Genomic DNA, 19631 nt, shown 5'->3' on the forward strand with positions numbered 1-19631 from the left:
GGGTCAGACGGGGTCCGCCGCCGCGTCCGCATAGCGCGGCACGGTACGGGACCAGTGGTAGCACCCGCGGATCCAGCCGGCCATGCCCTCCGCGTAACCGACGGCCGAGGGACTCAGCCGCGGCCTGATCTCCTCGAAGAGGCCGACGAACTCGTCGATCGCGTGGTTGATCTGCCGGATCGCCAGCATGGCGGCGACCGGCAGGGAGCAGTGACGGGCCCGCTGGTGGGCGAGGGCCAGATTGATCATCCCGCCGGTCTGCCGCTCCTTCACCGCGGAGTACAGATCGGGGATCCACACCGCCGCGTCGGCCGACAGCCGGGTCAGCCGCCGCATCACCGGGTGCTGGAGCTCCGCGTCGGACAGTTCGCACGGCTGTGCCGCCTCGCACAGCGGATGGAAGGGCTCGACCCCCGCGGTCAGCGACCGTATCGACGTGCACAGTCCGGTCGGCAGCGGGGCGGTGTCGGCCTGCGCCACCGCCTCGTACAGCAGACCGTGCACGTACTCACGGCTCTTGACGGCCCATCGCGCGGCCTGGGCGGGCGTGCACCGCTCGCGGACCCGCCGGTGCAGATCGGCCAGGGCCGCGCCGAGCGGCGTCGACGGCGGCGCGTCGTCCCGCAGGACGGCGATGCTCTCGTCCAGCATGGGCAGCAGCCGGCCGGGCCCCTGTCGGCCGATCTCCTCCGCCCGGTCGTCGAAGACGAATTGATAGGCGATCTGATCGGCGACGATCTGCAGCAGACCGGAATCCATCTCCGGACCGTTGTAGGAGGCGAGTTGGGCCGGACGGGTACGGGCGATCATTTCCGGAACCCAGCCTTCGTCCGCCAGCCCCGTTTCCCGCAGCCACTTCTCGACGCCCGCCACGGCCTGGTGCTCGTGCGGACTGCTCCGGAAAGGGAACGGCATGTGCAGATGGGCGTCGATCAGGTCGCTGAGCCGGGAGCCGGGAGCTCCGCGCAGTGCGCCGGCCGTGATGTCCTCATGCGTGGTCGACAAGGGTGTCACCCGCCCCTCGGGATCGCCGGTCGAGCCCGTTCCCGCGCGGTTCGCAGATCATCCGCAGCGACCGGGGGCCCAGCGTCACCGCGGGGCGCACCGGCGCGACGGGCCCCGGGGGGTGCCGCAGGCGCCAGCGCCGGGCGATGGTCGCGAGCGCCACCGTGCTCTGCGCCATGGCGAAGGCGTCCCCGAGGCACTTCCGGCTGCCCGCGGAGAACGGGACCATCGCGCCGTACGGCTGGTCGGTGTGCTCGCCCGACAGCCACCGCTCGGGCCGGAACCGCTCGGGGTCGGGGAACGACGAGGGCGCGTGGTGCAGCAGATACGGGCTGTACAGAACGGTGGCCCCGCGCGGCAGGCGGCGCCCGCCGAACTCGACGTCCCTGGTGGTGGACCGGGTGAAGAGCCAGCCGGGCGGGGAGTGGCGCAGGGTCTCGTTGACCACGGCCCGGGTGTAGGGGAGGAGCGGCAGGTCGTCGGAGGTGGGGAGGGCGCGCCCGGCCAGGACGGAGTCGACCTCGGCGTGCAGCCTGCGTTCGGCCTCCGGGTGCCGTGCGAGCAGGCTGAACGTGGAGGACAGGCCCAGGGAGGGGCTCTCCGACCCCGTGAGCAGCAGGGAGACGAGCTGGTCGTGCACCTCGCCGGGGGTCACCCCGTGCTCCCCGGCGTCGGCCGCCGCCAGCAGGGCCCCCAGCAGGTCGTCGCGTGGCTCGCCCGCGCGGCGCTCGATGATCGCCGCGTCCACGAGCCGGTGCAGACGGGCGACCGCGTCCCGGTACCGGCGGTTGGCGGGCAGGGGAACCCGGAACAGGGCGTCGACCGGGACGACCGTACGCACGAACAGTCCGTGGACGATCCCGGCCAGGCAGTCCCGCACCTCGGCGCTCCTCGCCGCGTCGAGCGAGTCGGAGAGGAGGACCCGGCTGATCGCCCCCGTGGTCAGGGCCATCATGGCCGCGCTGACGTCTACCTTCCGCCCCGCCCGCCACGCGCGGCACACCGACTCGGCCTCCTCGCCCATCACCCCCGTCAGGCCGGCGACGCGGGACGGGCGGAAAGCGGGCTGCAGCAGCCTGCGCTGCCTGCGGTGATCGGCGTGCGGGCAGGTGACGACCCCGTCCCCCATGAGGGCCCGGAGCCGCTCGTAGAGGGGGCCGCCCTTGTCGAAGGTGCGGGTGTCCCTGAGCATCTCGTGGACCAGTCGTGGATGGCACACCACCCAGGCGCGCACGGGACCCAGGCGTATCTCCACCAGATCGCCGTACGCGGACAGAGAATTCAGAAACTCCAGCGGGCGCCGGAACAAGGCGATACCGTGTCCGACGGACGGTAATATGCCGGGTGCGATTCCCGACCTCCAGGTCGGCGCCGGCTCATGAACGCACTTGCTCATCGAATACCACCTGTCTCAAGCGACACAAACGGAATTCAGTGAGTCCACATGGACGAGTCCACATACGTGTGGCACTCGAACCTTGTCCTGCCCATACCGGACCGGCACCCGACGCACCCCGTCCCGTCGCCCAGGGGGCGCACGGGTGCACGGGTGAGCGCACGGAATTCAGGCGTGCGCCCCATGGAACGGTCGGGCCGGGTCCGCGCCGTGGTGATCGTCGTCGTGTCGCGCGGCCGCCTCCGCGCTCACCGGCGCCCGGCGGACGGACGGGGCGCGTTCACACGTCCGAAGACGCCGGCCGTGCACACGGCTGCGTCGCGCTGCGGCGAGGAGGCCCCACGAGGAACGGGGACGCCCGCCCCTTCGCACCGGCCCCTTCACTCCCTGCCGCGGACGACGGCGACGGGACAGCCGGCGTGGTACAGCAGCGCCTGGCTGACCGAACCGAGCAGCATTCCGGTGAAGCCGCCGTGGCCGCGGGCCCCGGCCACCACCAGTTGGGCCTCCCGGCTCGCGTCGAGCAGCGCGTGCCGTACCCGCGCCCGCTCCAGACGCAGTTCCACGGCGACCCGGGGACGGGCGTCCCGCCACGGGGCCACCGCCTCCGCCAGCAGCCGCCGGTGCCGCTCACGGAGCCGGTCGAGGTCCACCACCACGTGCAAGGGATCGGCCGGTCCCTCGTACGGTGTCGGCTCGCTCCAGGTGTTCCACACGTGCATCGCGACCAGCGGCGCCCCGCGCAGCGCGGCCTCGGCGAAGGCGAAATCCGCCGCCGCGGCCCCGGCCGGCGAGCCGTCCACGGCGAGGAGCACGGGCCCCTCGGGGGCGGGACGGCCACGGACCACCATCAACGGACCGTGCCCGTGCGCGGCCAGCTGCACGACCGTCGAGCCCAGCAGCAGCTCCCCGAACCCGCCGCGGCCCCGCCCGCCGACCACCGTCAGCACCGCGTGCCGCGACTCGCTCCGCAGCACCGTCAGCGTCTCGCCGGACACCACGGTCCTGGCGATCTCCAGCCCCGGCGAGCGGTCGTGGGCACGCTGCTCGGCCCGCGCCAGGGTGCCGTGGATCATCGGGTCGAGGTCGGCCGGGCGGCTGAACGCGTGCACGATCCGCAGGCGCGCGCCGCGCAGCCGGGCCTCGTGCGCCGCGACGTCGACCGCGGCAAGACTGGACGGCGAACCGTCCACTCCTACGATCACCGTGTCGTTCACCACTCGCTCCCGTCCCCGGCCACGGCGGTACCTCCGGGTACCCGCGGAAGACGGCCCGCACTCACCCCTTCGACCTGCGGCGACACGGTTTCCCCGGACATCCTCGGCTCCGTCGCGCACCCTGTCCATCCGTGACAACACCCATGTTCCGGCCGAATGGCGGGATGGCACCATTACCCCCGTGGGGGTCGATCACCCGTGCCGTCCGACGGTACGGCCGGCACCACACTTCGCACGACATCGACAAGAGAACCGGGAAAGGGGACGGGCTGTGCCTGCTCCACGGATGAGCGCCACGCCGCTGCCGGGCATCGGCGTGAAATACGACCTCACCACGCGTGAGCACGAGCACCTGTCCGTGATCGCGCACCGCGACGGTGCCCGCACGGTCAACGTCTACCGTTCCGACGACCCGGACGCCTGCGCCCGCTCGATACGGCTGACCGTCGCCGAGTCGACCGCGCTGATCGACGCGCTCATGCCCGCCCACCACAGCCCCAACCTGCTGCACACCACCGACCTGGGACTGGTCGCCGAGCGCATCGAGCTGTCCGCCGCCTCCCACTGGAACGGTCGGCTGCTGGGCGACACCCGGATGCGCACCGAGACCGGGGTCTCGATCGTCGCCGTGCTGCGGCGGGCCGAGGCGATCCCGTCCCCCCCGCCGGACTTCCGGCTGGCCGGCGGGGACACGCTCATCCTGATCGGCACCCGCGAGGGCATCGACGCCGCCGCCACGATTCTCGGGCGGGAGTGAGCGAGTGCACTCTTCCGCGGTCTTCCTGATCGAGTTCGGCGCGATCATCCTCGGGCTCGGCCTGCTGGGGCGCCTCGCCGGACGCCTCCAGTTCTCCCCGATCCCCCTCTACCTGCTGGCCGGCCTCGCCTTCGGCGAGGGCGGGCTGCTGCCGCTCGGCGCGAGCGAGGAGTTCGTCGCGATCGGCGCCGAGATCGGCGTCATCCTGCTGCTGCTCATGCTCGGCCTGGAGTACACGGCCAGCGACCTCGTCTCCAACCTCAAGACCCAGTACCCGGCCGGCCTCGTCGACATGGCGCTGAACGCCCTGCCCGGCGCCGCCCTGGCCCTGCTGCTCGGCTGGGGCCCGGTCGCCGCGGTGGTGCTGGCCGGCGTCACCTGGATCTCCTCCTCCGGCGTCATCGCCAAGGTCCTCGGCGACCTCGGGCGGCTCGGCAACCGCGAGACCCCGGTCATCCTCAGCATCCTGGTGCTCGAGGACCTGGCCATGGCGGTCTACCTGCCGATCATCACCGCCCTGCTGGCCGGCGTCAGCCTCGCCGCGGGCAGCGTCACGCTGGCCATCGCGCTGGGCGTCGCCGGGCTCGTGCTGTTCGTCGCCGTCCGCTACGGGCGGGTGATCTCCCGCTTCGTCTCCAGCGACGACCCGGAGAAGCTGCTGCTGGTCGTGCTGGGCCTGACCCTGCTCGTCGCGGGCCTCGCCCAGCAGCTGCAGGTCTCGGCGGCCGTGGGCGCGTTCCTGGTCGGCATCGCCCTGTCCGGGGAGGTCGCCGAGGGCGCGCACAACCTGCTGGCGCCGCTGCGGGACCTGTTCGCCGCCGTGTTCTTCGTCTTCTTCGGACTGCACACCGACCCCCAGTCGATCCCGCCGGTGATCCTGCCCGCCCTCGCGCTCGCCGTCGTCACCGCGTTGACGAAGATCGCCACCGGTTACTGGGCCGCCCGCCGGGCCGGGATCTCCTCCAAGGGCCGCTGGCGTGCGGGCGGCACCCTGGTCGCCCGCGGGGAGTTCTCCATCGTCATCGCCGGTCTCGCGGTCACCGCCGGCATCGAACCGGACCTCGGCCCGCTGGCCACGGCGTACGTCCTGGTCCTGGTCGTCATCGGCCCGCTCACGGCCCGCTACACCGAGCCCATCGCGCTGCGCCTGACCGCCCGGCGCACCGCGTCCGCCGACACCGTGCCCGCACAGGTCACGATGCCGACCGCGGAGACGCTGGAGCCGGTGGACGAGAGCCGGCCCGAACGCTGAACCGGCCGGCGCCCCCGCCGACGGACGAGGCCGGGGCGCCGTTCGGATCAGGCCGGCTCCGGTGAGCGACACCCCGCAGCCGAGTGGTTCCGGACCCCGCGACCCCGGCAGGAACCGAACGGCCCGTAGCGGCTGTCGTCGAACTTCCGTCTGCCCCGCGACGCCTGGCAGGCTCCCCCACTCTCGACTTCGCTCGAGCGGGGGGACCCCATGAGCGGGAGGCGCCCCCGCCGCCGCGCCGGGCGAAAGCCCGAGTACGGCCGGTACGAGGGCTTCCGCCCGGCGCTCCCCCCAGCCTTCGGCCGGGGTCCCAGAGCACGCACCGGACGCCGCGAGGCCGCCCTCCGGGCGACGACGGAAGTGTGACGACGGCCCCTAATCCTCGAGCCGTACCGGCATCAGGAGCGAGAACGTGTGCGCGTCGTCCGGCCGGCGGATCGCCAGGGGCGCCGTGGGGTCGCCGAACTCGAGGATCAGCCGGCCGTCGCCCCCCGCGGTGAGCGCGTCCAGCAGGAACGCGCGGTTCACGGCGACGAGATCGCGGCCGTCGGCGCCGTCCCCGGCCAGAGTGACCGAGCCGTCCTCCGTCACCTCCAGCACGCTGAGACCGGCGGGCGTCCCTCCCTCCTCGCGCCCCTCGCCCGCGCGGACGGGGCCGGTGCGCACCGCCTCCCGGAAGGCCGGCGCGTCCACCACGGCGCGCCGCCCGGCCGGGAGGCGGACGAGACGCCGGTAGTCCGGGAAGTCATGGTCGAGGCACTGGCCGGCCGCCTGCCGGCTCCCGGTCTCCAGCGTCACCCGGTCACCGTCCACGGCGAGCCGGACCCGTCCTTCGCCGTCCAGCAACGCCCGCATCGCGTCGGCGAGCGGAAGGGGCACGGTGACCTGGACGCGAGGCCCGTCGTACCCGTCGGCGGCGGCGCGCGCCACGGCCATCCGGTACCGGTCGGTGGCCACCAGGCACAGCGCGTGGCCCTCGACGTCGAAGAGGATCCCGCCGAGCATCGGCAGCTCCGGGTCGGTGCCGGCCGCGAACCGGACCGCGTCCAGCGCGGCGGCCAGCCCGGGGCCGGAGAGGGACAGCCGTACGGCGGTGTCGGTGCGGAGCGAGGTCATGGGGTTCTCCCTGTGGTCGAGGAGGGCTCGGAGCGCGGAGAACTCGGCGCGGGTATCGGACAGCCCCTGCTCCAGCCGGCGCAGATGCGCCCGAAGCAGCTGTCGTACGAGATCGGTGTCGGCGCCCGCCCAGCCGGCCAGCACCAGCCGGACGTCCGCCAGCGGCATCCCGGCCCGGCGCAGCCGGGCCAGCAGCCGGGCCTCGTCCAACTGCCCGGGGGCGTACCAGCGGTATCCGCTGACCGGATCCACCCGGTCGGGGACCAGGACACCGGCACGGTCGTAGAACCGCAGGGCGCTCACGCCCAGCCCGCTGTCCCGGGCCATCTCACCAATGCTGCGCATCTCGCTCTCCACACCGCAGACCCTGGTCCCTCGACAAGGTCGAGGGTCAACCCCGGCCCGCTCCCGCCCGGCGACGGCCGTCCGGCGAGGGCCGTACGGGTGAGGGCTTCACCCGGCCCGGCGGGCCGGGGGCCACCGGCGCACCACCGGCCCACGGGGGGCGTTGGACCGGCATGGACGGCACGGGGACGGCGCGGCGCCTTTCTCGGGCGCGACGCCCCGGGCCGGTCGTACGCCGAACTCACCAGTGGGCACGGCGGCCCCACACCGATCTGCACGGCCCTCGTCGCGAAGTGGCGGGCCGAGGGCGGACGGTACCGGAGCACCGCGACGGCCTGTGGGCCTCCCTCACCGCCGCCACGGCCGGCGAGCGCGACGGTGCTGCCCGTGCGTGCCCTTCCCCGCCCGCCCCGCTGCCGCGACCTCCCCCGGAGGACACCCGCGAGGAACTCACCAGCCCTCCGGACCCGCCGGCCTCGCGCTGACCGGCGCCAGCACGGCGAGCGTGCCGGTCGCCTCGCGCAGCGCCCGCTCGAGCGGGCCGGGGGCGTGCAGGGCGCCGGTGCCGTCCGGCGGGACCAGCCACTCCAGACGCCCGGCCGGCCGGTACGGCGGCGGCACGGCGACCCAGGACCCCCGGCCCACGTGCCGCACCCCGAAGCCGACCCATTCGCTGACCGGGTCGGGCGGCAGGAAGAACCCCACTCTGCGGGCCGTGACGTCCACCAGCGTGGGACCGGGCGCCTTCAGGGGGTCGCGCCACAGGATGTCCAGGGCGAGCAGCCCGAGACGGTCGGGCACGCTCAGCACGTCCCAGTACCGGCCCGCCGCGAGCAGCGCCGTGCCCTTGCCGTGGTCCCACTCGCGTTTGCACTCCTGCGGGTCCGTGGCCGCCGCGGCCAGCCACTCGACGGCTTGCTTCCACATGGCGCTGTGCATGTCCCACCCCGGGCACGGTCGGCTGCGCCGCTGCGGGCGCGTGCGGTACGGACATGCTGGTGGATATCTCTATCCGCCGGAAGGGTGGCGCGGGCTGGCGTTTGAGGGGGGCTCGTCCGGCTCCGTGCGACGGCGCCTCCCGACCGGTCCGAGCGGGGTCCGGCGGCGGGGGGAGCGGCCCCGGCGCCGCGGCCCCGGCGCCGCTCCGGACGGGGCGCCCCGGGGTCAGCCGTCGCCTTCCGCGCGCTCCGCGTTCCGCTTCTTGATCCGGGCCGCCTCCTTGCGGACCTCGGCCTGGGTGGCGCGCTCCCGCTCCAGCCACTCGGGGCGCTCCTCCTTCAGTGCCTCGATCTGCTCGGTGGTGAGGGCCTCGGTGACCCCGCCGCGCGCGAGGCCGGCGATGGACACGCCCAGCTTCGCCGCGACCACCGGGCGGGGGTGGGGGCCGTCGCGCCGCAGGTCCCGCAGCCACTGCGGCGGGTCCGCCTGGAGCGCGTTCAGCTCGGCGCGTGAGACGACACCGTCCTGGAAGTCGGCGGGGGTGGCGTCGAGGTACACACCCAGCTTCTTCGCCGCGGTCGCGGGCTTCATCGTCTGGGTGCTCTGGTGCTGCGTCATGGCGTCCAGGGTATCGAGCGTGTGCGCGGTCGCCGACCACGGCCGGTAACCTGGCCAGGTGACAGGCTCGGAAGTGTCCCCCTCGTTCCGGCTCGTGTACGTACCCGGCGTGATGCCCGACAAATGGGTGCGCATCTGGAACGAGCGGCTGCCCGACGTCCCGCTGATCCTCACGCAGGTCCCCGCCGGGACGGCGCAGGGTCTGCTGCTGGGCGGTGACGCCGACGCGGGCCTCGTCCGGCTGCCCGTCGACCGTACGGTCCTCAGCGCGATCCCCCTCTACACCGAGCAGACGGTCGTCGTGGTGCCCAAGGACCACCTCGTCACGGCGGTCGACACGGTGTCCCCCGAGGACCTGGCCGACGACATCGTGCTGCACCCCCTGGACGACGTCCTCGCCTGGGAGAGCCTGCCCGGGCGGCCCGCGCTGGAACGTCCCGCCACCACCGCCGACGCGATCGAGCTCGTCGCGGCCGGGATCGGCGTGCTCGTCGTACCGCTGTCGCTCGCCCGGCTGCACCACCGCAAGGACCTCACCCACCGGCCGCTCGAACCGGCCCCCGGGTCGAGCGTGGCGCTGTCCTGGCCCGAGGCGGCGACGACGGACCGGGTCGAGGACCTCATCGGGATCGTCCGCGGCCGGACCGTCAACAGCACCCGCGGCCGCAGGCAGCAGCCCGCGCAGGAGAAGAAGCCCGCCCAGGAGAAGAAGAGGCCCGAACGCACCGCCCGGCGGCAGCAGCCGGCCGGCGGGTCGGCCGGCCGCGGCCGCCGGGGCGGCACCGGCGGCACGCCGAAGAGCCCGCGGAGGGGCAGGCCCCGCCGCGGGTCCTGACCCGGTCACCCGACCGTCGCGGACGGCGACGGCGCCGGGGACGCCGTGTCGAGGTCCTCCAGCCCCTTGGGGATCTCCAGCACGAGGACCGGGGCACCCGCCTGCGGAGCCGGCGGGGTCACCTGCTCCTGCGGCATCTTCGGCGGGCTGGTCTGCTGGAAGTTGACCTGCTCGTGATTGACCAGCCCCGTCTTCTCCAGCACCGTGATGTGGTCGAGCACCGTGTCGTTGGCCTGGTCGGCCAGCTGCCGCACCAGGGTGTTCCTGGTGTTGGCCCGGATGTTGGCGATGGCGGGGAAGATCTGCCCGTGCGTCACGCGCATGATGTTCACCGCCGTGGAGTCGAACTCCTTGCCGCTGGTGGACTTCACGGTCTCCACGAACCCCTGCTGCTGCGGTGACGCCTGGTTCGGCAGCGTGATGCCGAGCTCCAGGGAGATCTTGCGGCAACTGGCGTCGAGCCGGCCGTGACCGACGACCAGGTGCTCACCCGCCTCCTTCATCTCCGCCGTCGTACCGCGCTCCATCGCCAGCAGCCCCAGCGGGTGCTCCCACAGCCCCGCCGCGCGCACCTTCACCACGAAGTCGCGGTCCGCCTCGGTCAGCGGGCCGTAGTTCGTGTTGGCCACCACCCGGTCCGGCTTGGAGGATGTGTTCTGTACGCCCAGCATGGTGGGATAGGCGAGCGCGGTGAGGGTGAGGATCATGGCTCCGCCCACGAACGCGGTTCCTGCCGTGCTGCGCGAGATGCGCATCGTGCCTCCTGGGATAAGAACGGCCCAACAGCAGGAGGTACGGACGCCGGACGCGAGACAATCACCGTTCGGGAAAGAATTTTCGGCCGGGATCAGCGGGCGTAGGCGGCCTTCCGCGCCGTGCTCACCGCCTTGCCGCCGTCGGCACGGCCCAGCCGGCCCTCCGACACCCGGGCCGCCACGGTGGACCGCACCCGCGCCACCAGCGCTCCCTTGCCGCGGAAGGGAGCCCCGGCCCGGATCGCGTCGAGCGGGCGGCGCCGTCGTCCCGGGCGGGGTCAGTGGCTCCGGAGTCCGACGTGCCGAAGATCACACGTGGTTCCGGGCGCCGGACGCGGGCGCGGGTCGGGTCCTCGGCGCCCTCCGCGAAGGGCGCCGGCTCGATGCCGTCCAGCAGGTGGTGCAGGGGTCGATCCGGGACCGGGGTGAGGGAGGGCAGCAGATCGCCGGGCAGGCCGGCGTCGCGGTACAGCCCCAGCCGCACGGGCCCGGCCCCGGACGGCGGGCGACCAGGTCGACCGGGCCGTGGAACAGGGCCTGCGGCGCGGGATCGTCGAGGGCCCGTCCCACCCACGGCCGGAAGGGCACGCAGATCCTCACGGTGCCGCCGTCGCGCCAGGTCCGCGCGACCTCGACATAGCGGCCGGGGACCGGAGCGCCGGGCACGGCGCGCCCGTTGCCGGTCACCCGGAAGCCCGCGGTCGCCCAGGACGGGGCCCGCGGCAGCAGCGCGAAGGAGGCCCGGCCGCCGCCGACGGTGAGCGTGCTGCCCTGCTCCTGCGGGCAGCGGGTGGTCCGCGTGACCGTGACGCCCTTCTCCGCCCAGGTCAGCCGGGGGCGCTGGAGAAGGGGGCGGGAAGGCGTCAACGGTTCGGGAGCGATCGGTTTTGGACCTTCACCGGGCACGCGCGGACGGCGGGAGCCCCGGTCGGGGGCGCCGGGCGGAGTCCGCCAGCCAGGTGAGCGCGGCCCGCGCCGTGAACTCCTCCTGTCCGCCGCGCAGCAGTAGGCCGGCGGTGGCGAACTCGGGGGCGCCGGCCTGGGCGGCGACGTAGGGGACCGCGATGCAGCGCATCCCGGCCGCGTGCGCGGCGGCGGCGCCCGGGGCCGCGTCCTCGACCACCACGCAGTCGGCCGGGTCCGCGCCGAGCCTGCGGGCCGCCTCCAGGAAGACGTCGGGGGCCGGCTTGCCGTGCGCGACCTCGTCGGCCGCGACGACGGTGCGCAGATATGCGTCCAGACCCGTGCCGGCCAGGATCGCCTTGATCGCCTCGGGCGAGGAACCGGACGCCACGGCCATCGGCACCTCCTCGGCCGCCAGCAGTTCGACGAACGTCCGCATCTGCGGGTACACCCGCGTCGAGGCGCCGGCCAGCCGCAGGTAGTGGCGGTTCTTGACCGCGAGCAGCTCCTCCACCGGGGCGGACAGGCGGTACCGCTCCCGCCAGTCGGCGATCGTCTCCCGGGTGCTGATCCCGATGTAGCGCTCGTGCTCGGCCCAGGAGAAGTCCGGCACCCCGTACTCGGCGAGGGTCCGCCGGCCCGCCTCGTAGTAGTTCGGTTCGCTGTCCACGAGCGTTCCGTCGAGATCGAGGATGACCGAGAGGCTGCCGAGCGTGTTCATGGGGTCCAGGATGGCAGGGCTCACCTGCGCGCCGTGCGGCCGATCGACTCCACCAGCGGCAGCAGCCGGTGCGGGACGCGTTCGCGCAGCGCCACCTCGCTGCGGGTGCGGACCACGCCGGGCAGGCTGATCAGCTTCTGGATCACGTCCTCCAGGTGCGCGTTGTCGCGCGCCACGACCCGGGTCAGCAGATCGCCGCCGCCGGTGATGGAGAACGCCTCGACGATCTCCGGTACGGCGGCCAGCGCGTCGCCCACCTCGTCCAGGTGCCCCTGGGTGACCTCGATGTGCACGAACGCGAGGACGGGATGGCCCAGCGCGGCGGGGGAGAGGACGGGGCCGGCTCCGGTGATCACGCCCTCGCGCTCCATGCGGTCGAGGCGGGCCTGCAGGGTGCCGCGGGCGACCCCGAGGATCCGGGCGTACTCCCGCACGCTGGTGCGGGGCCGCTCCAGCAGCAGCCGCAGGATGCGGGTGTCGAGCTCGTCCACGGCCATCGGGCGTCACGCCCCTCTGGGTCGGCCATTGGCACGTCGATGGCCGTAGAAATGCCGAGAGTACTGTACCAATGGCTCACTTCTGCAAGACCCTGTTGAGCCACTGGTGGAAGGGATGCTGATATAGGTGAGTCGATGGCGCTGCGGACGACCCCGCGGCGCCTTTTTCGTGCCACGGCTTTCGTGCCACGGCGCACACCATCGGATCTCCCAGGGGGCGGTACGTGCTGAAGAGGGTGTTCACGGCTCCGGACCCGGGCCGGACGCGGCTGCGCTTCGCGGCGCGGGCCGTGCTCGGCATCGGCCTGGCCGTCGTCGTCTGCGGCCTGGCCGGACACTCGCTCACCGGCGCCGTCACCGGTGGGCTCGCCGCGCTGCTCGCCCTGTTCACCGTCACCGACGCCACGGTCCGCGGGCAGGCCGTCACCACGGCGCTGCTGCCCGCCGTCGGCCTGCCGGTGCTCACCGCCGCGGCCGTGCTGCACGACCACCCGGTCGCCCGCGACCTCGCCTTCCTCGCCGTGGTCGGACTCGGCGTGTACGCGCGGCGCTGGGGCCCGCGCGGCCACAGTCTCGGGGTCTTCGCGTTCATGACCTACTTCGTGGCGCAGTTCCTGCACGCGACGACCGGCCGGCTCCCCGAGCTGTACGCCTCCGTCCTGCTGTCCGTGCTCGCCGCGGCCACGGTGCGCTTCGGGCTGTGGTGCTACGAGCGCCGACTGCCCCCGGCCGTCGTGCCGGCCCCGCCCGGCGGCACCGGGCTGGCCCGGGTGACCACCCGCCAGGCGGTCCAGGCGACCGCCGGCGCGGGCTTCGCCCTGGTCGTGGGTCAGCTGGTGTCCGGGCAGCGCTGGTACTGGGCCGTCGGCGCCACCTGGTGGGTCTTCGTCAACACCGCCTCGCGCGGCGAGACCCTGGTGCGCGGCTTCCGCCGGGTGCTCGGCACCGTCATCGGCATCGGGCTCGCGCTCCTCGTCGCCGTCCCCGCGCACGGGGACGGGCCGTCGACCGCCCTGGTCGTCGCCGTCGCGGTCTTCGGCGTCTTCTACACGGCCGCCGTGTCCTACACCTGGATGATGCTCTGGGTGACGGTGCTCGCCGCCATGCTCTACGGCCTGCTGGGCGTGCTCACCCCCGACCTGCTGGCACTCCGGCTCGTGGAGACCGCCGTCGGCGCGCTCGGCGCCGTGCTGGCGGTGGCGTTCGTCCTGCCCGTGACCACGCACAGCGTCACCGACGCCTGGATCCAGCGGGCCCTGCGCTGCGTCCACGCGTGCACCGCCGAGGCGGCCGCCCGGCTGGCCGGGACCGCGGACGCCGACCCGGCGCCGACGGTGGCGGAGCTGGAACAGCTGCTCGCCCGGGTACGGCTCTCGGTCGCCCCGCTGGTGCATCCGCTGAACCCCATGCTCGGCCGCAAGCGGCGGGCCCGGCGGGTGCTCGACCTGCTCGACGACTGCGCCCGGGAGATCCGCGGTCTCGTCGCCGTCGCCGCCGACCCGGAGGCCTCGCACGACGCCCGGCTGGCCGCCGCCTGCTGGCGCGTCGAGGCCGCCGTCGAGGCGCTCACCGGCGGCCGGGACATCGCCGTACGGACCTCTCCGGCCGGGACGGAACCCGCCCTGGCCCACCTGCACGGCCTGGAGCGCGCCCTCGCCGAGCTGGCCGCGCCGCTGCGGACGCCGTCCGGCTCCCCGCTGGTCGGAGCCTGACCCGCACGGGCGTACCGGGCGGACCTCTGGTCTAGACCTGGCGTGACCGGCTGCTACCGTCACCCCGGTCGGCAGCGGACGAGAGGGGACAGTCGTGGCGGACGGCGGGCGGCGGGCGTTCATCGGGTCGTTCACGGCGGCGGGAGGCCCGGGCATCGTCACCGCAGCCATCGCTCCCGGCAGCGGCGCGCTGACCGTCCTGAGCACCCTGAACGCGGTGCCCGACCCGTCCTGCCTGGCCCTGTCGCCCGACGGCCGCATGCTGTACGCGGTCAGCGAGACGGCCGAGGGCGCCGTGGCCGCGTTCCGCGTGACCGGGGACGGGCCGGAGCCGGCCGGGCGCCGGGTGCGGGTGGACGGCAGCGGGCCGACCCACCTCAGTCTCTTCGCCGGACACGTCCTCACCGCGAACTACGGCTCCGGCAGCGTCAGCGCCGTCCCCGTCCGCCCGGACGGCGGTCTCGCGCCGGTGTCCGGGGTGTTCCGGCACAGTGGCTCCGGTCCCCATCCACAGCGCCAGCGGGGTCCGCACGCCCACCAGGTGCAGCCCGACCCGAGCGGCCGCTGGGCGGTCGGTGTCGACCTCGGCACGGACTCGGTACGGGTCTGCACCCTGGCCGACGGCGTGCTCGCACCGCACCGCGAGACCGCCCTGCGCCCGGGGTCGGGCCCGCGGCACCTGGCCTTCCACCCCGACGGGTCGTACGCGTACGTCCTCAACGAGCTCAGCCCCACCCTCGTGGTCTGCCGCTGGGACGCCGCCGGCGGCGCGCTGCGACCGCTGGCCGAGCTCCCGGTCCTGCCCGGCGCCCCGGCCGGTGACGCCTACCCGTCCGGGGTGGCCGTCTCGCCCGACGGACGCTTCGTGTGGACCGCGACCCGCGGCGAGGACGTCCTGTCGGTGTTCGCGGTCGAGGGGAGGGGCGAGACGCTGACCCCGGTCGCCACCGTCCCCTGCGGCGGTCACTGGCCCCGCGCGATCACCGAGTCCGACGGCGTCCTGTACGTCGCCAACGAGCGGTCCGGGGACGTGACCTGGTTCGCGCTCGATCCGGACACGGGAGTGCCGCGGCGCGCCGGCTCCGTCCCGGTGGCCGCGGCGTCCTGCGTGGTCACCGGCAGGAAGCCCGAGGGGGCATGACGAAGGGCCCGCTCGGAAAACCGGAGCGGGCCCTTTCGGCGTCGTGCGCGAGCCGGCCGGGTCAGTGGGCCGGGGTGCTCTGCGCCTGCTGCGGGGCGATGCCCAGCGCGGTCGTGTACTTGGCCAGCGCCAGCTTGCCGATCGCCGGGTACGGGCCGAGCGCCTCAGCGGCGGAGCAGCCCGCCTCCTTGGCGGCCTCCTCGATCAGGCTGGCGTCGATCTCCGGGCCGATCAGGTACGGCGCGAGCGCCAGCTGCTGCGAACCGGAGCCGCGCAGCTGCTCGGCCACGGAGGCGATGGAACCGTCCTGGTCCAGGGCCGCCGCCATCACCGGCACGGCGAGGCGCGCGGCGAGCAGCATGCCGGTGATCCCGGCCGCCTGCACGGCCTCGTCACCGCCCACGGAGGCCAGGATGATGCCGTCCGCCGCGGTCGCCACGGTGAACAGGCGGGCACGGTCGGCGCGGGCCAGACCGGCCTCGGAGAGCCGCACGTGCAGCGCCTCGGCGAGCAGCGGGTGCGGACCCAGCACATCGGTCAGCTCGGCGGCGACACGGCTGTCCATCACGGCCTGGCGGACCTGGCGCAGCAGCGCGCTGTCCGGGCCGGCGAGCAGCGGCACGACGACGGCGACGGGACCGTCGGGCTCCTTGACGTCCATACCTGCGGCACGGGCCTGCTCGAAACGGGCCGTGCGCTCCCCGGCCGCGTGCGCGAGGACGGACGTCAGCGAGGGGAACTCCTCGTCGTCGCCGTCGAGGTAGCCGATCCGGGCGTCCAGACCGGGCAGCTCGGAACGGGCGATGCTCACGACCTCGTCGGCGAGCGAGCGGGTGGCACTACTGGGCGCACCCGGCACAGCGAGGACGAGCGCGGGCGCGTCCTCGGGAGCCACCAGCGGCTCGGGACGGCGGTGCCGCCCGGGCTGACGGGGGCGCGGCATTCGTACTGGCAGGCCGGACGCGGGCCCAGTGGGGGTGCTCATATTGCCGCATGTTAGTGGCTTCCCGGGCTCCCCTGTTCGGGGAGGGTGCAGGTGAGCGGTATCCGTCCGGTTTTGTCTGATGGGTTACGTACGGGCGCCGACCGCGCGGGTGACGTCCTCACCTGCCGGGCCCGTCACGCACAACATCTTCTCGTCGCCCGGAAGGGTGAACGAGCCGGCGATGAGGTCCTCCGCGACGCGGACCGCCCCGTGCAGGGGGTCTCCCTCGGCCATGATCCACCGCACCCCCGGCAACCGCTCGGCCAGCTCCTCGTCCAGGGGGTCGAGCAGCGCGGCGCCCATCCGGAACAGGCCGCCGGTGAGACCGATCACCGGCGCGTCCGCCGCCGGGCACACGGCCGCGGCGGAGTCGGCCATGTGCCGGGCCGCGGCCCGCAGCACCCGCACGGCGACGGGGTCGCCGTCGGCCGCGCACGCGCCCACCCGGGGCGCGAAGGAGGCGAGCACGGCCGGCCGGTCGGTCCGCGGGTACAGCCGGCCGGGCAGCCCGGCCGCCGGACCGAACATGTCCTCGGCGCCGGCCAGCAACCGCGCGGAGCCGCCCCGCCGCCCGTCGTGCGCCCGCAGCGCCGCCTCCAGTCCCGCCCGTCCGATCCAGGCGCCACCGCCGCAGTCGCCGAGCAGGTGACCCCAGCCGTCCGCCCGGCGCCAGCCGGTCAGGTCGGTGCCGATCGCGATCAGACCCGTACCGGCGGCGATCACCGCCCCGGGCCGCGGCCCGAGCGCGCCGACGTACGCGGTGACGGCGTCCGCGGCCAGCGCCGCCCGTCGTACGCCCAGTTCACGTCGGAGCGCGTCCGGCAGCTCCGCACGCAGCGCGTCCCCCAGGCCGGCCAGCCCGGCCGCGCCGACGACGGCCACCTCCAGCCGCTCGATCCCGGCCTCGGCGCACAGGGCCCGCGCCATCGGCACCAGCCGCTCCACGAAGTGCCCCGGATCGATGCCACGCCCGCCGGTCCGCACCGGTTCCCCCGAAGCGGCGCGGGCCAGCGGGCCGCGTCCGCCGGCCCCGACGGCCACCCGCAGACCGGAACCCCCGGAGTCCACGGCGAGGAAACCGGGCCCGGTCACGGCAGGCGCCAGTCCACCGGTTGCCCGCCCTGCCGGATCAGCAGGTCGTTGGCCCGGCTGAACGGGCGGGAGCCGAAGAAGCCGCGGTCGGCGGACATCGGCGACGGATGGGCCGACTCCACCGCGGGAAGATCGCCCAGCAGCGGGCGGCAGTTGCGGGCGTCCCGCCCCCACAGGATGGAGACCAGGGGCTTGCCCCGGCCGGCCAGCGCCCGTATCGCCTGCTCGGTGACCTCCTCCCAGCCCTTGCCGCGGTGGGCGCCCGGCTTGCGCGGGGCCGTCGTCAGCGCCCTGTTGAGCAGCAGCACGCCCTGCTCGGTCCAGGGGGTGAGGTCGCCGTTGGACGGCTGGGGCAGTCCCAGGTCGGTGCCGAGCTCCCGGAAGATGTTGATGAGGCTGCCCGGCAGCGGCCGCACCTCGGGCGCGACCGAGAACGACAGTCCCACCGCGTGCCCCGGGGTGGGGTACGGGTCCTGCCCGACGATCAGGACGCGTACCTCGTCGAAGGGCTGCTGGAAGGCCCGCAGGACGTTCGCTCCGGCCGGCAGGTAGGTGCGTCCCGCGGCGATCTCCGCGCGCAGGAAGTCCCCCATCCCGGCGACTCGTTCGGCCACCGGCTCCAGGGCCTTCGCCCAGCCCGCTTCGACGATTTCATTCAAGGGTCGTGGTGCCACGGGCGTCACCCTACTGCCGCGACGGCGGCGGAGATCAACCGGTGGCCAGGACCGGACGGGATCCTCGTGCGGCTCGTGCGGCTCATGCGACGACCGCGGCCCGTACGCACAGCACGTCCGGCAGGTGCGACGCCAACTGCCGCCAGCTGTCGCCGTCGTCGGCGGACGCGTACACCTCGCCGTTGCGGTTGCCGAAGTAGACGCCCGCCGGGTCCGCCCCGTCGTGGCACATCGCGTCGCGCAGCACCGTGCCGTAGTGGTCCTCCCGCGGCAGCCCCGCCGTGAGCGGCTCCCAGCTCCGGCCCGCGTCCGCGGTCCGGTAGACCCGGCAGCGCCGGCCGGCCGGCACCCGGTCGGAGTCGGCGTTGATCGGGAACACGTACGCCGTGCCGGCGCGGTGGGGGTGGGCCACGACCGTGAAGCCGAACGTCGACGGCAGGCCCTCGCCGATGTCCGTCCAGCTTCCGCCCGCGTCGTCGCTGCGGTACACGCCCCAGTGGTTCTGCAGGTACAGCCGGTCCGGGTCGACCGCGTCCCGGGCGACCTTGTGCACGCACTGCCCGAACTCCGGGTTCGGGTCCGGCAGGAAGACCGCGGACACCCCGGAGTTGGACGGGGTCCAGCTCGCGCCGCCGTCCAGGGTGCGGAACACGCCCGCCGTGGAGACGGCCACCGTCACGGCCCGTGGATCCCGGGCGTCGGTCAGCACGGTGTGCAGTCCCTCGCCCCCGCCGCCGGGCACCCACTTCGCGCGCGTGGGGTGCTCCCACAGCGGCCGGACCAGCTCGAAGGTCTCCCCGCGGTCCTCCGAGCGGTACAGCGCGGCCGGTTCCGTCCCCGCGTACACCACGTCCGGTTCGGCTTCGGACGGGTGCAGCTGCCAGACCCGCTCCAGCGAAGCCCCTGTGTCCTTGGGGAACCTGACGGCGGGCCGGGTCGGCTCGGTCCAGCTGCGCCCCAGGTCGTCGGAGTGGAACACCGACGGGCCCCAGTGCGCGCTGTCCCCGCCGGCCAGCAGTCGCGGGCGCCCGCCGCGGGTGTCGATGGCGACCGAGTACACGGCCTGCGCGTTGAAGTGGGGACTCTCGTCGAACGCCCAGGCGCCCCCTCGCCGGCGCCCGATGAACAGGCCCTTGCGAGTGCCCACGGCGAGTAGTACCTCGGTCATGCCGATCACCTCCGAGACGTCTTCGTCGACGTCCTCGTTCCAGGACACCGGCCAGTCTGCACCCCACCACTGACAGTCACCCCCCGGATCGGCGTCGCCGCAGGCCGGGCACGGCGCCACCGCGTACGGAAAGGACCGCGCGCGGTGGCCCGCCGGCGGGCCGGCCGCCGTCCGGCAGCGCGCGGCCGGGGATCGCGTCCGGCGCGGCCGCCGCGGGCGGCGTGCCGAAGGCGTGTCCCCGGTAGCCGCCCAGCCGCGTCGCGCAGAAGGCGTCGGCGACCGCGGGCGGGGCGTGCCGGACGAGGAGGGAGTCCTGGAGGGTCGGGGCCGTCCGCTCCACCAGCCGCCGGGCGCCCGCCTGCGCCCCCTCGGCCATCTGGTCCGCCGGCCGTGCCCCGAACGCGCTGCGGTGCCGCACGTGGTGCCCCGCCTCCACGGGCGTCCTGCGCGTCGGCGCCGCCGGCATCGTCACGTGGTCCAGCCGGATGCGGTCGACCCTCTCG

At 74.5% G+C, this 19631-nt stretch carries 18 protein-coding genes and 2 pseudogenes; 5 read left to right on the top strand and 15 right to left on the bottom strand.

Going from position 1 to position 19631, the window contains the following annotated elements:
• Positions 1-3: 3 nt before the first annotated feature.
• The 3 genes from ADK41_RS18480 to ADK41_RS18490 form a co-directional block, all read right to left on the bottom strand.
• Entirely contained in the window at positions 4-1014 is a 1011-nt protein-coding gene (locus ADK41_RS18480; RefSeq protein ID WP_106979399.1) for a (-)-alpha-amorphene synthase, read from the bottom strand.
• Entirely contained in the window at positions 989-2401 is a 1413-nt protein-coding gene (locus ADK41_RS18485; protein WP_063756486.1) for a cytochrome P450, read from the bottom strand. The genes ADK41_RS18480 and ADK41_RS18485 overlap by 26 nt, the downstream gene beginning before the upstream one ends.
• 380 nt (positions 2402-2781) lie before the next feature.
• Positions 2782-3618: a universal stress protein gene (locus ADK41_RS18490; RefSeq protein ID WP_030822532.1), complete on the bottom strand. Its 837-nt coding sequence runs from the start codon at positions 3616-3618 to the stop codon at positions 2782-2784.
• 286 nt (positions 3619-3904) lie between these two features.
• Between ADK41_RS18490 and ADK41_RS18495 the strand changes: the two genes are divergently transcribed.
• Positions 3905-4375: a cation:proton antiporter regulatory subunit gene (locus tag ADK41_RS18495; RefSeq protein WP_030822535.1), complete on the top strand. Its 471-nt coding sequence runs from the start codon at positions 3905-3907 to the stop codon at positions 4373-4375.
• Between the two features lie 4 nt (positions 4376-4379).
• Positions 4380-5627: a cation:proton antiporter gene (locus ADK41_RS18500; protein ID WP_030822539.1), complete on the top strand. Its 1248-nt coding sequence runs from the start codon at positions 4380-4382 to the stop codon at positions 5625-5627.
• 375 nt (positions 5628-6002) lie between these two features.
• On the opposite strand, the gene ADK41_RS18505 is transcribed toward ADK41_RS18500, so the two are convergent.
• The 3 genes from ADK41_RS18505 to ADK41_RS18515 all read right to left on the bottom strand — a co-directional run bounded on the left by ADK41_RS18505 (position 6003) and on the right by ADK41_RS18515 (position 8645).
• Entirely contained in the window at positions 6003-7088 is a 1086-nt protein-coding gene (locus ADK41_RS18505; protein WP_030822541.1) for a MerR family transcriptional regulator, read from the bottom strand.
• 450 nt (positions 7089-7538) lie between these two features.
• Positions 7539-8027 (bottom strand): hypothetical protein, encoded by a 489-nt coding sequence (locus ADK41_RS18510; protein WP_030822544.1) that lies wholly within the window; start codon positions 8025-8027, stop codon positions 7539-7541.
• Positions 8028-8252: 225 nt separating this feature from the next.
• Entirely contained in the window at positions 8253-8645 is a 393-nt protein-coding gene (locus tag ADK41_RS18515; RefSeq protein WP_030822547.1) for a DUF5997 family protein, read from the bottom strand.
• Positions 8646-8703: 58 nt separating this feature from the next.
• On the opposite strand from ADK41_RS18515, the gene ADK41_RS18520 reads away from it, so the two are divergent.
• Entirely contained in the window at positions 8704-9480 is a 777-nt protein-coding gene (locus tag ADK41_RS18520) for a LysR family transcriptional regulator substrate-binding protein (protein ID WP_030822549.1), read from the top strand.
• A gap of 5 nt (positions 9481-9485) precedes the next feature.
• On the opposite strand, the gene ADK41_RS18525 is transcribed toward ADK41_RS18520, so the two are convergent.
• The 4 genes from ADK41_RS18525 to ADK41_RS18540 form a co-directional block, all read right to left on the bottom strand.
• Complete coding sequence (locus ADK41_RS18525) at positions 9486-10235, bottom strand: DUF4142 domain-containing protein (protein ID WP_030822551.1); 750 nt, start codon at positions 10233-10235, stop codon at positions 9486-9488.
• A gap of 309 nt (positions 10236-10544) precedes the next feature.
• Positions 10545-11102 (bottom strand): beta-L-arabinofuranosidase domain-containing protein, encoded by a 558-nt coding sequence (locus tag ADK41_RS18530; RefSeq protein ID WP_030822553.1) that lies wholly within the window; start codon positions 11100-11102, stop codon positions 10545-10547.
• Between the two features lie 28 nt (positions 11103-11130).
• Entirely contained in the window at positions 11131-11859 is a 729-nt protein-coding gene (locus ADK41_RS18535) for an HAD family hydrolase (protein ID WP_051843040.1), read from the bottom strand.
• Between the two features lie 20 nt (positions 11860-11879).
• Entirely contained in the window at positions 11880-12356 is a 477-nt protein-coding gene (locus ADK41_RS18540) for an Lrp/AsnC family transcriptional regulator (protein ID WP_030822557.1), read from the bottom strand.
• Positions 12357-12580: 224 nt separating this feature from the next.
• Between ADK41_RS18540 and ADK41_RS18545 the strand changes: the two genes are divergently transcribed.
• Together ADK41_RS18545 and ADK41_RS18550 are read left to right on the top strand one after the other, a co-directional pair.
• The gene (locus ADK41_RS18545; protein WP_030822559.1) at positions 12581-14068 is read left to right on the top strand and encodes an FUSC family protein; all 1488 of its coding nucleotides are present in this window, start codon (positions 12581-12583) and stop codon (positions 14066-14068) included.
• 94 nt (positions 14069-14162) lie between these two features.
• On the top strand, positions 14163-15209 hold the full coding sequence (locus tag ADK41_RS18550) for a lactonase family protein (protein WP_030822561.1): 1047 nt from the start codon (positions 14163-14165) through the stop codon (positions 15207-15209).
• Positions 15210-15270: 61 nt separating this feature from the next.
• On the opposite strand, the gene ADK41_RS18555 is transcribed toward ADK41_RS18550, so the two are convergent.
• The 5 genes and pseudogenes from ADK41_RS18555 to ADK41_RS44295 all read right to left on the bottom strand — a co-directional run.
• The gene (locus tag ADK41_RS18555) at positions 15271-16194 is read right to left on the bottom strand and encodes a sirohydrochlorin chelatase (protein WP_030822564.1); all 924 of its coding nucleotides are present in this window, start codon (positions 16192-16194) and stop codon (positions 15271-15273) included.
• 84 nt (positions 16195-16278) lie between these two features.
• Entirely contained in the window at positions 16279-17286 is a 1008-nt protein-coding gene (locus ADK41_RS18560; protein WP_030822571.1) for an N-acetylglucosamine kinase, read from the bottom strand.
• A complete protein-coding gene (locus tag ADK41_RS18565; protein ID WP_030822574.1) occupies positions 17283-17960 on the bottom strand; it encodes a uracil-DNA glycosylase in 678 nt (225 codons plus the stop codon). Before ADK41_RS18565 ends, ADK41_RS18560 begins: the two co-directional genes overlap by 4 nt.
• 82 nt (positions 17961-18042) lie before the next feature.
• Positions 18043-19198: pseudogene (locus ADK41_RS18570) on the bottom strand (WD40/YVTN/BNR-like repeat-containing protein).
• A gap of 102 nt (positions 19199-19300) precedes the next feature.
• Positions 19301-19507 (bottom strand): annotated as a pseudogene (locus ADK41_RS44295) (DNA alkylation response protein); the annotation flags it as partial.
• Positions 19508-19631: the final 124 nt, after the last annotated feature.

The sequence above is a fragment of the Streptomyces caelestis genome, assembly GCF_001279005.1.
GTDB lineage: Bacteria > Actinomycetota > Actinomycetes > Streptomycetales > Streptomycetaceae > Streptomyces > Streptomyces heliomycini.

What these genes read in the sequence shown, in the direction of transcription:
- ADK41_RS18495 (WP_030822535.1), top strand. Translation starts at nt 3,905, where the DNA reads ATGAGCGCCACGCCGCTGCCGGGCATCGGCGTGAAATACGACCTCACC.
- ADK41_RS18540 (WP_030822557.1), bottom strand. Translation starts at nt 12,356, where the DNA reads ATGGCCGTGGACGAGCTCGACACCCGCATCCTGCGGCTGCTGCTGGAG.
- ADK41_RS18555 (WP_030822564.1), bottom strand. Translation starts at nt 16,194, where the DNA reads ATGAGCACCCCCACTGGGCCCGCGTCCGGCCTGCCAGTACGAATGCCG.
- ADK41_RS18525 (WP_030822551.1), bottom strand. Translation starts at nt 10,235, where the DNA reads ATGCGCATCTCGCGCAGCACGGCAGGAACCGCGTTCGTGGGCGGAGCC.
- ADK41_RS18515 (WP_030822547.1), bottom strand. Translation starts at nt 8,645, where the DNA reads ATGACGCAGCACCAGAGCACCCAGACGATGAAGCCCGCGACCGCGGCG.
- ADK41_RS18510 (WP_030822544.1), bottom strand. Translation starts at nt 8,027, where the DNA reads ATGCACAGCGCCATGTGGAAGCAAGCCGTCGAGTGGCTGGCCGCGGCG.
- ADK41_RS18535 (WP_051843040.1), bottom strand. Translation starts at nt 11,859, where the DNA reads ATGAACACGCTCGGCAGCCTCTCGGTCATCCTCGATCTCGACGGAACG.
- ADK41_RS18485 (WP_063756486.1), bottom strand. Translation starts at nt 2,401, where the DNA reads ATGAGCAAGTGCGTTCATGAGCCGGCGCCGACCTGGAGGTCGGGAATC.
- ADK41_RS18505 (WP_030822541.1), bottom strand. Translation starts at nt 7,088, where the DNA reads ATGCGCAGCATTGGTGAGATGGCCCGGGACAGCGGGCTGGGCGTGAGC.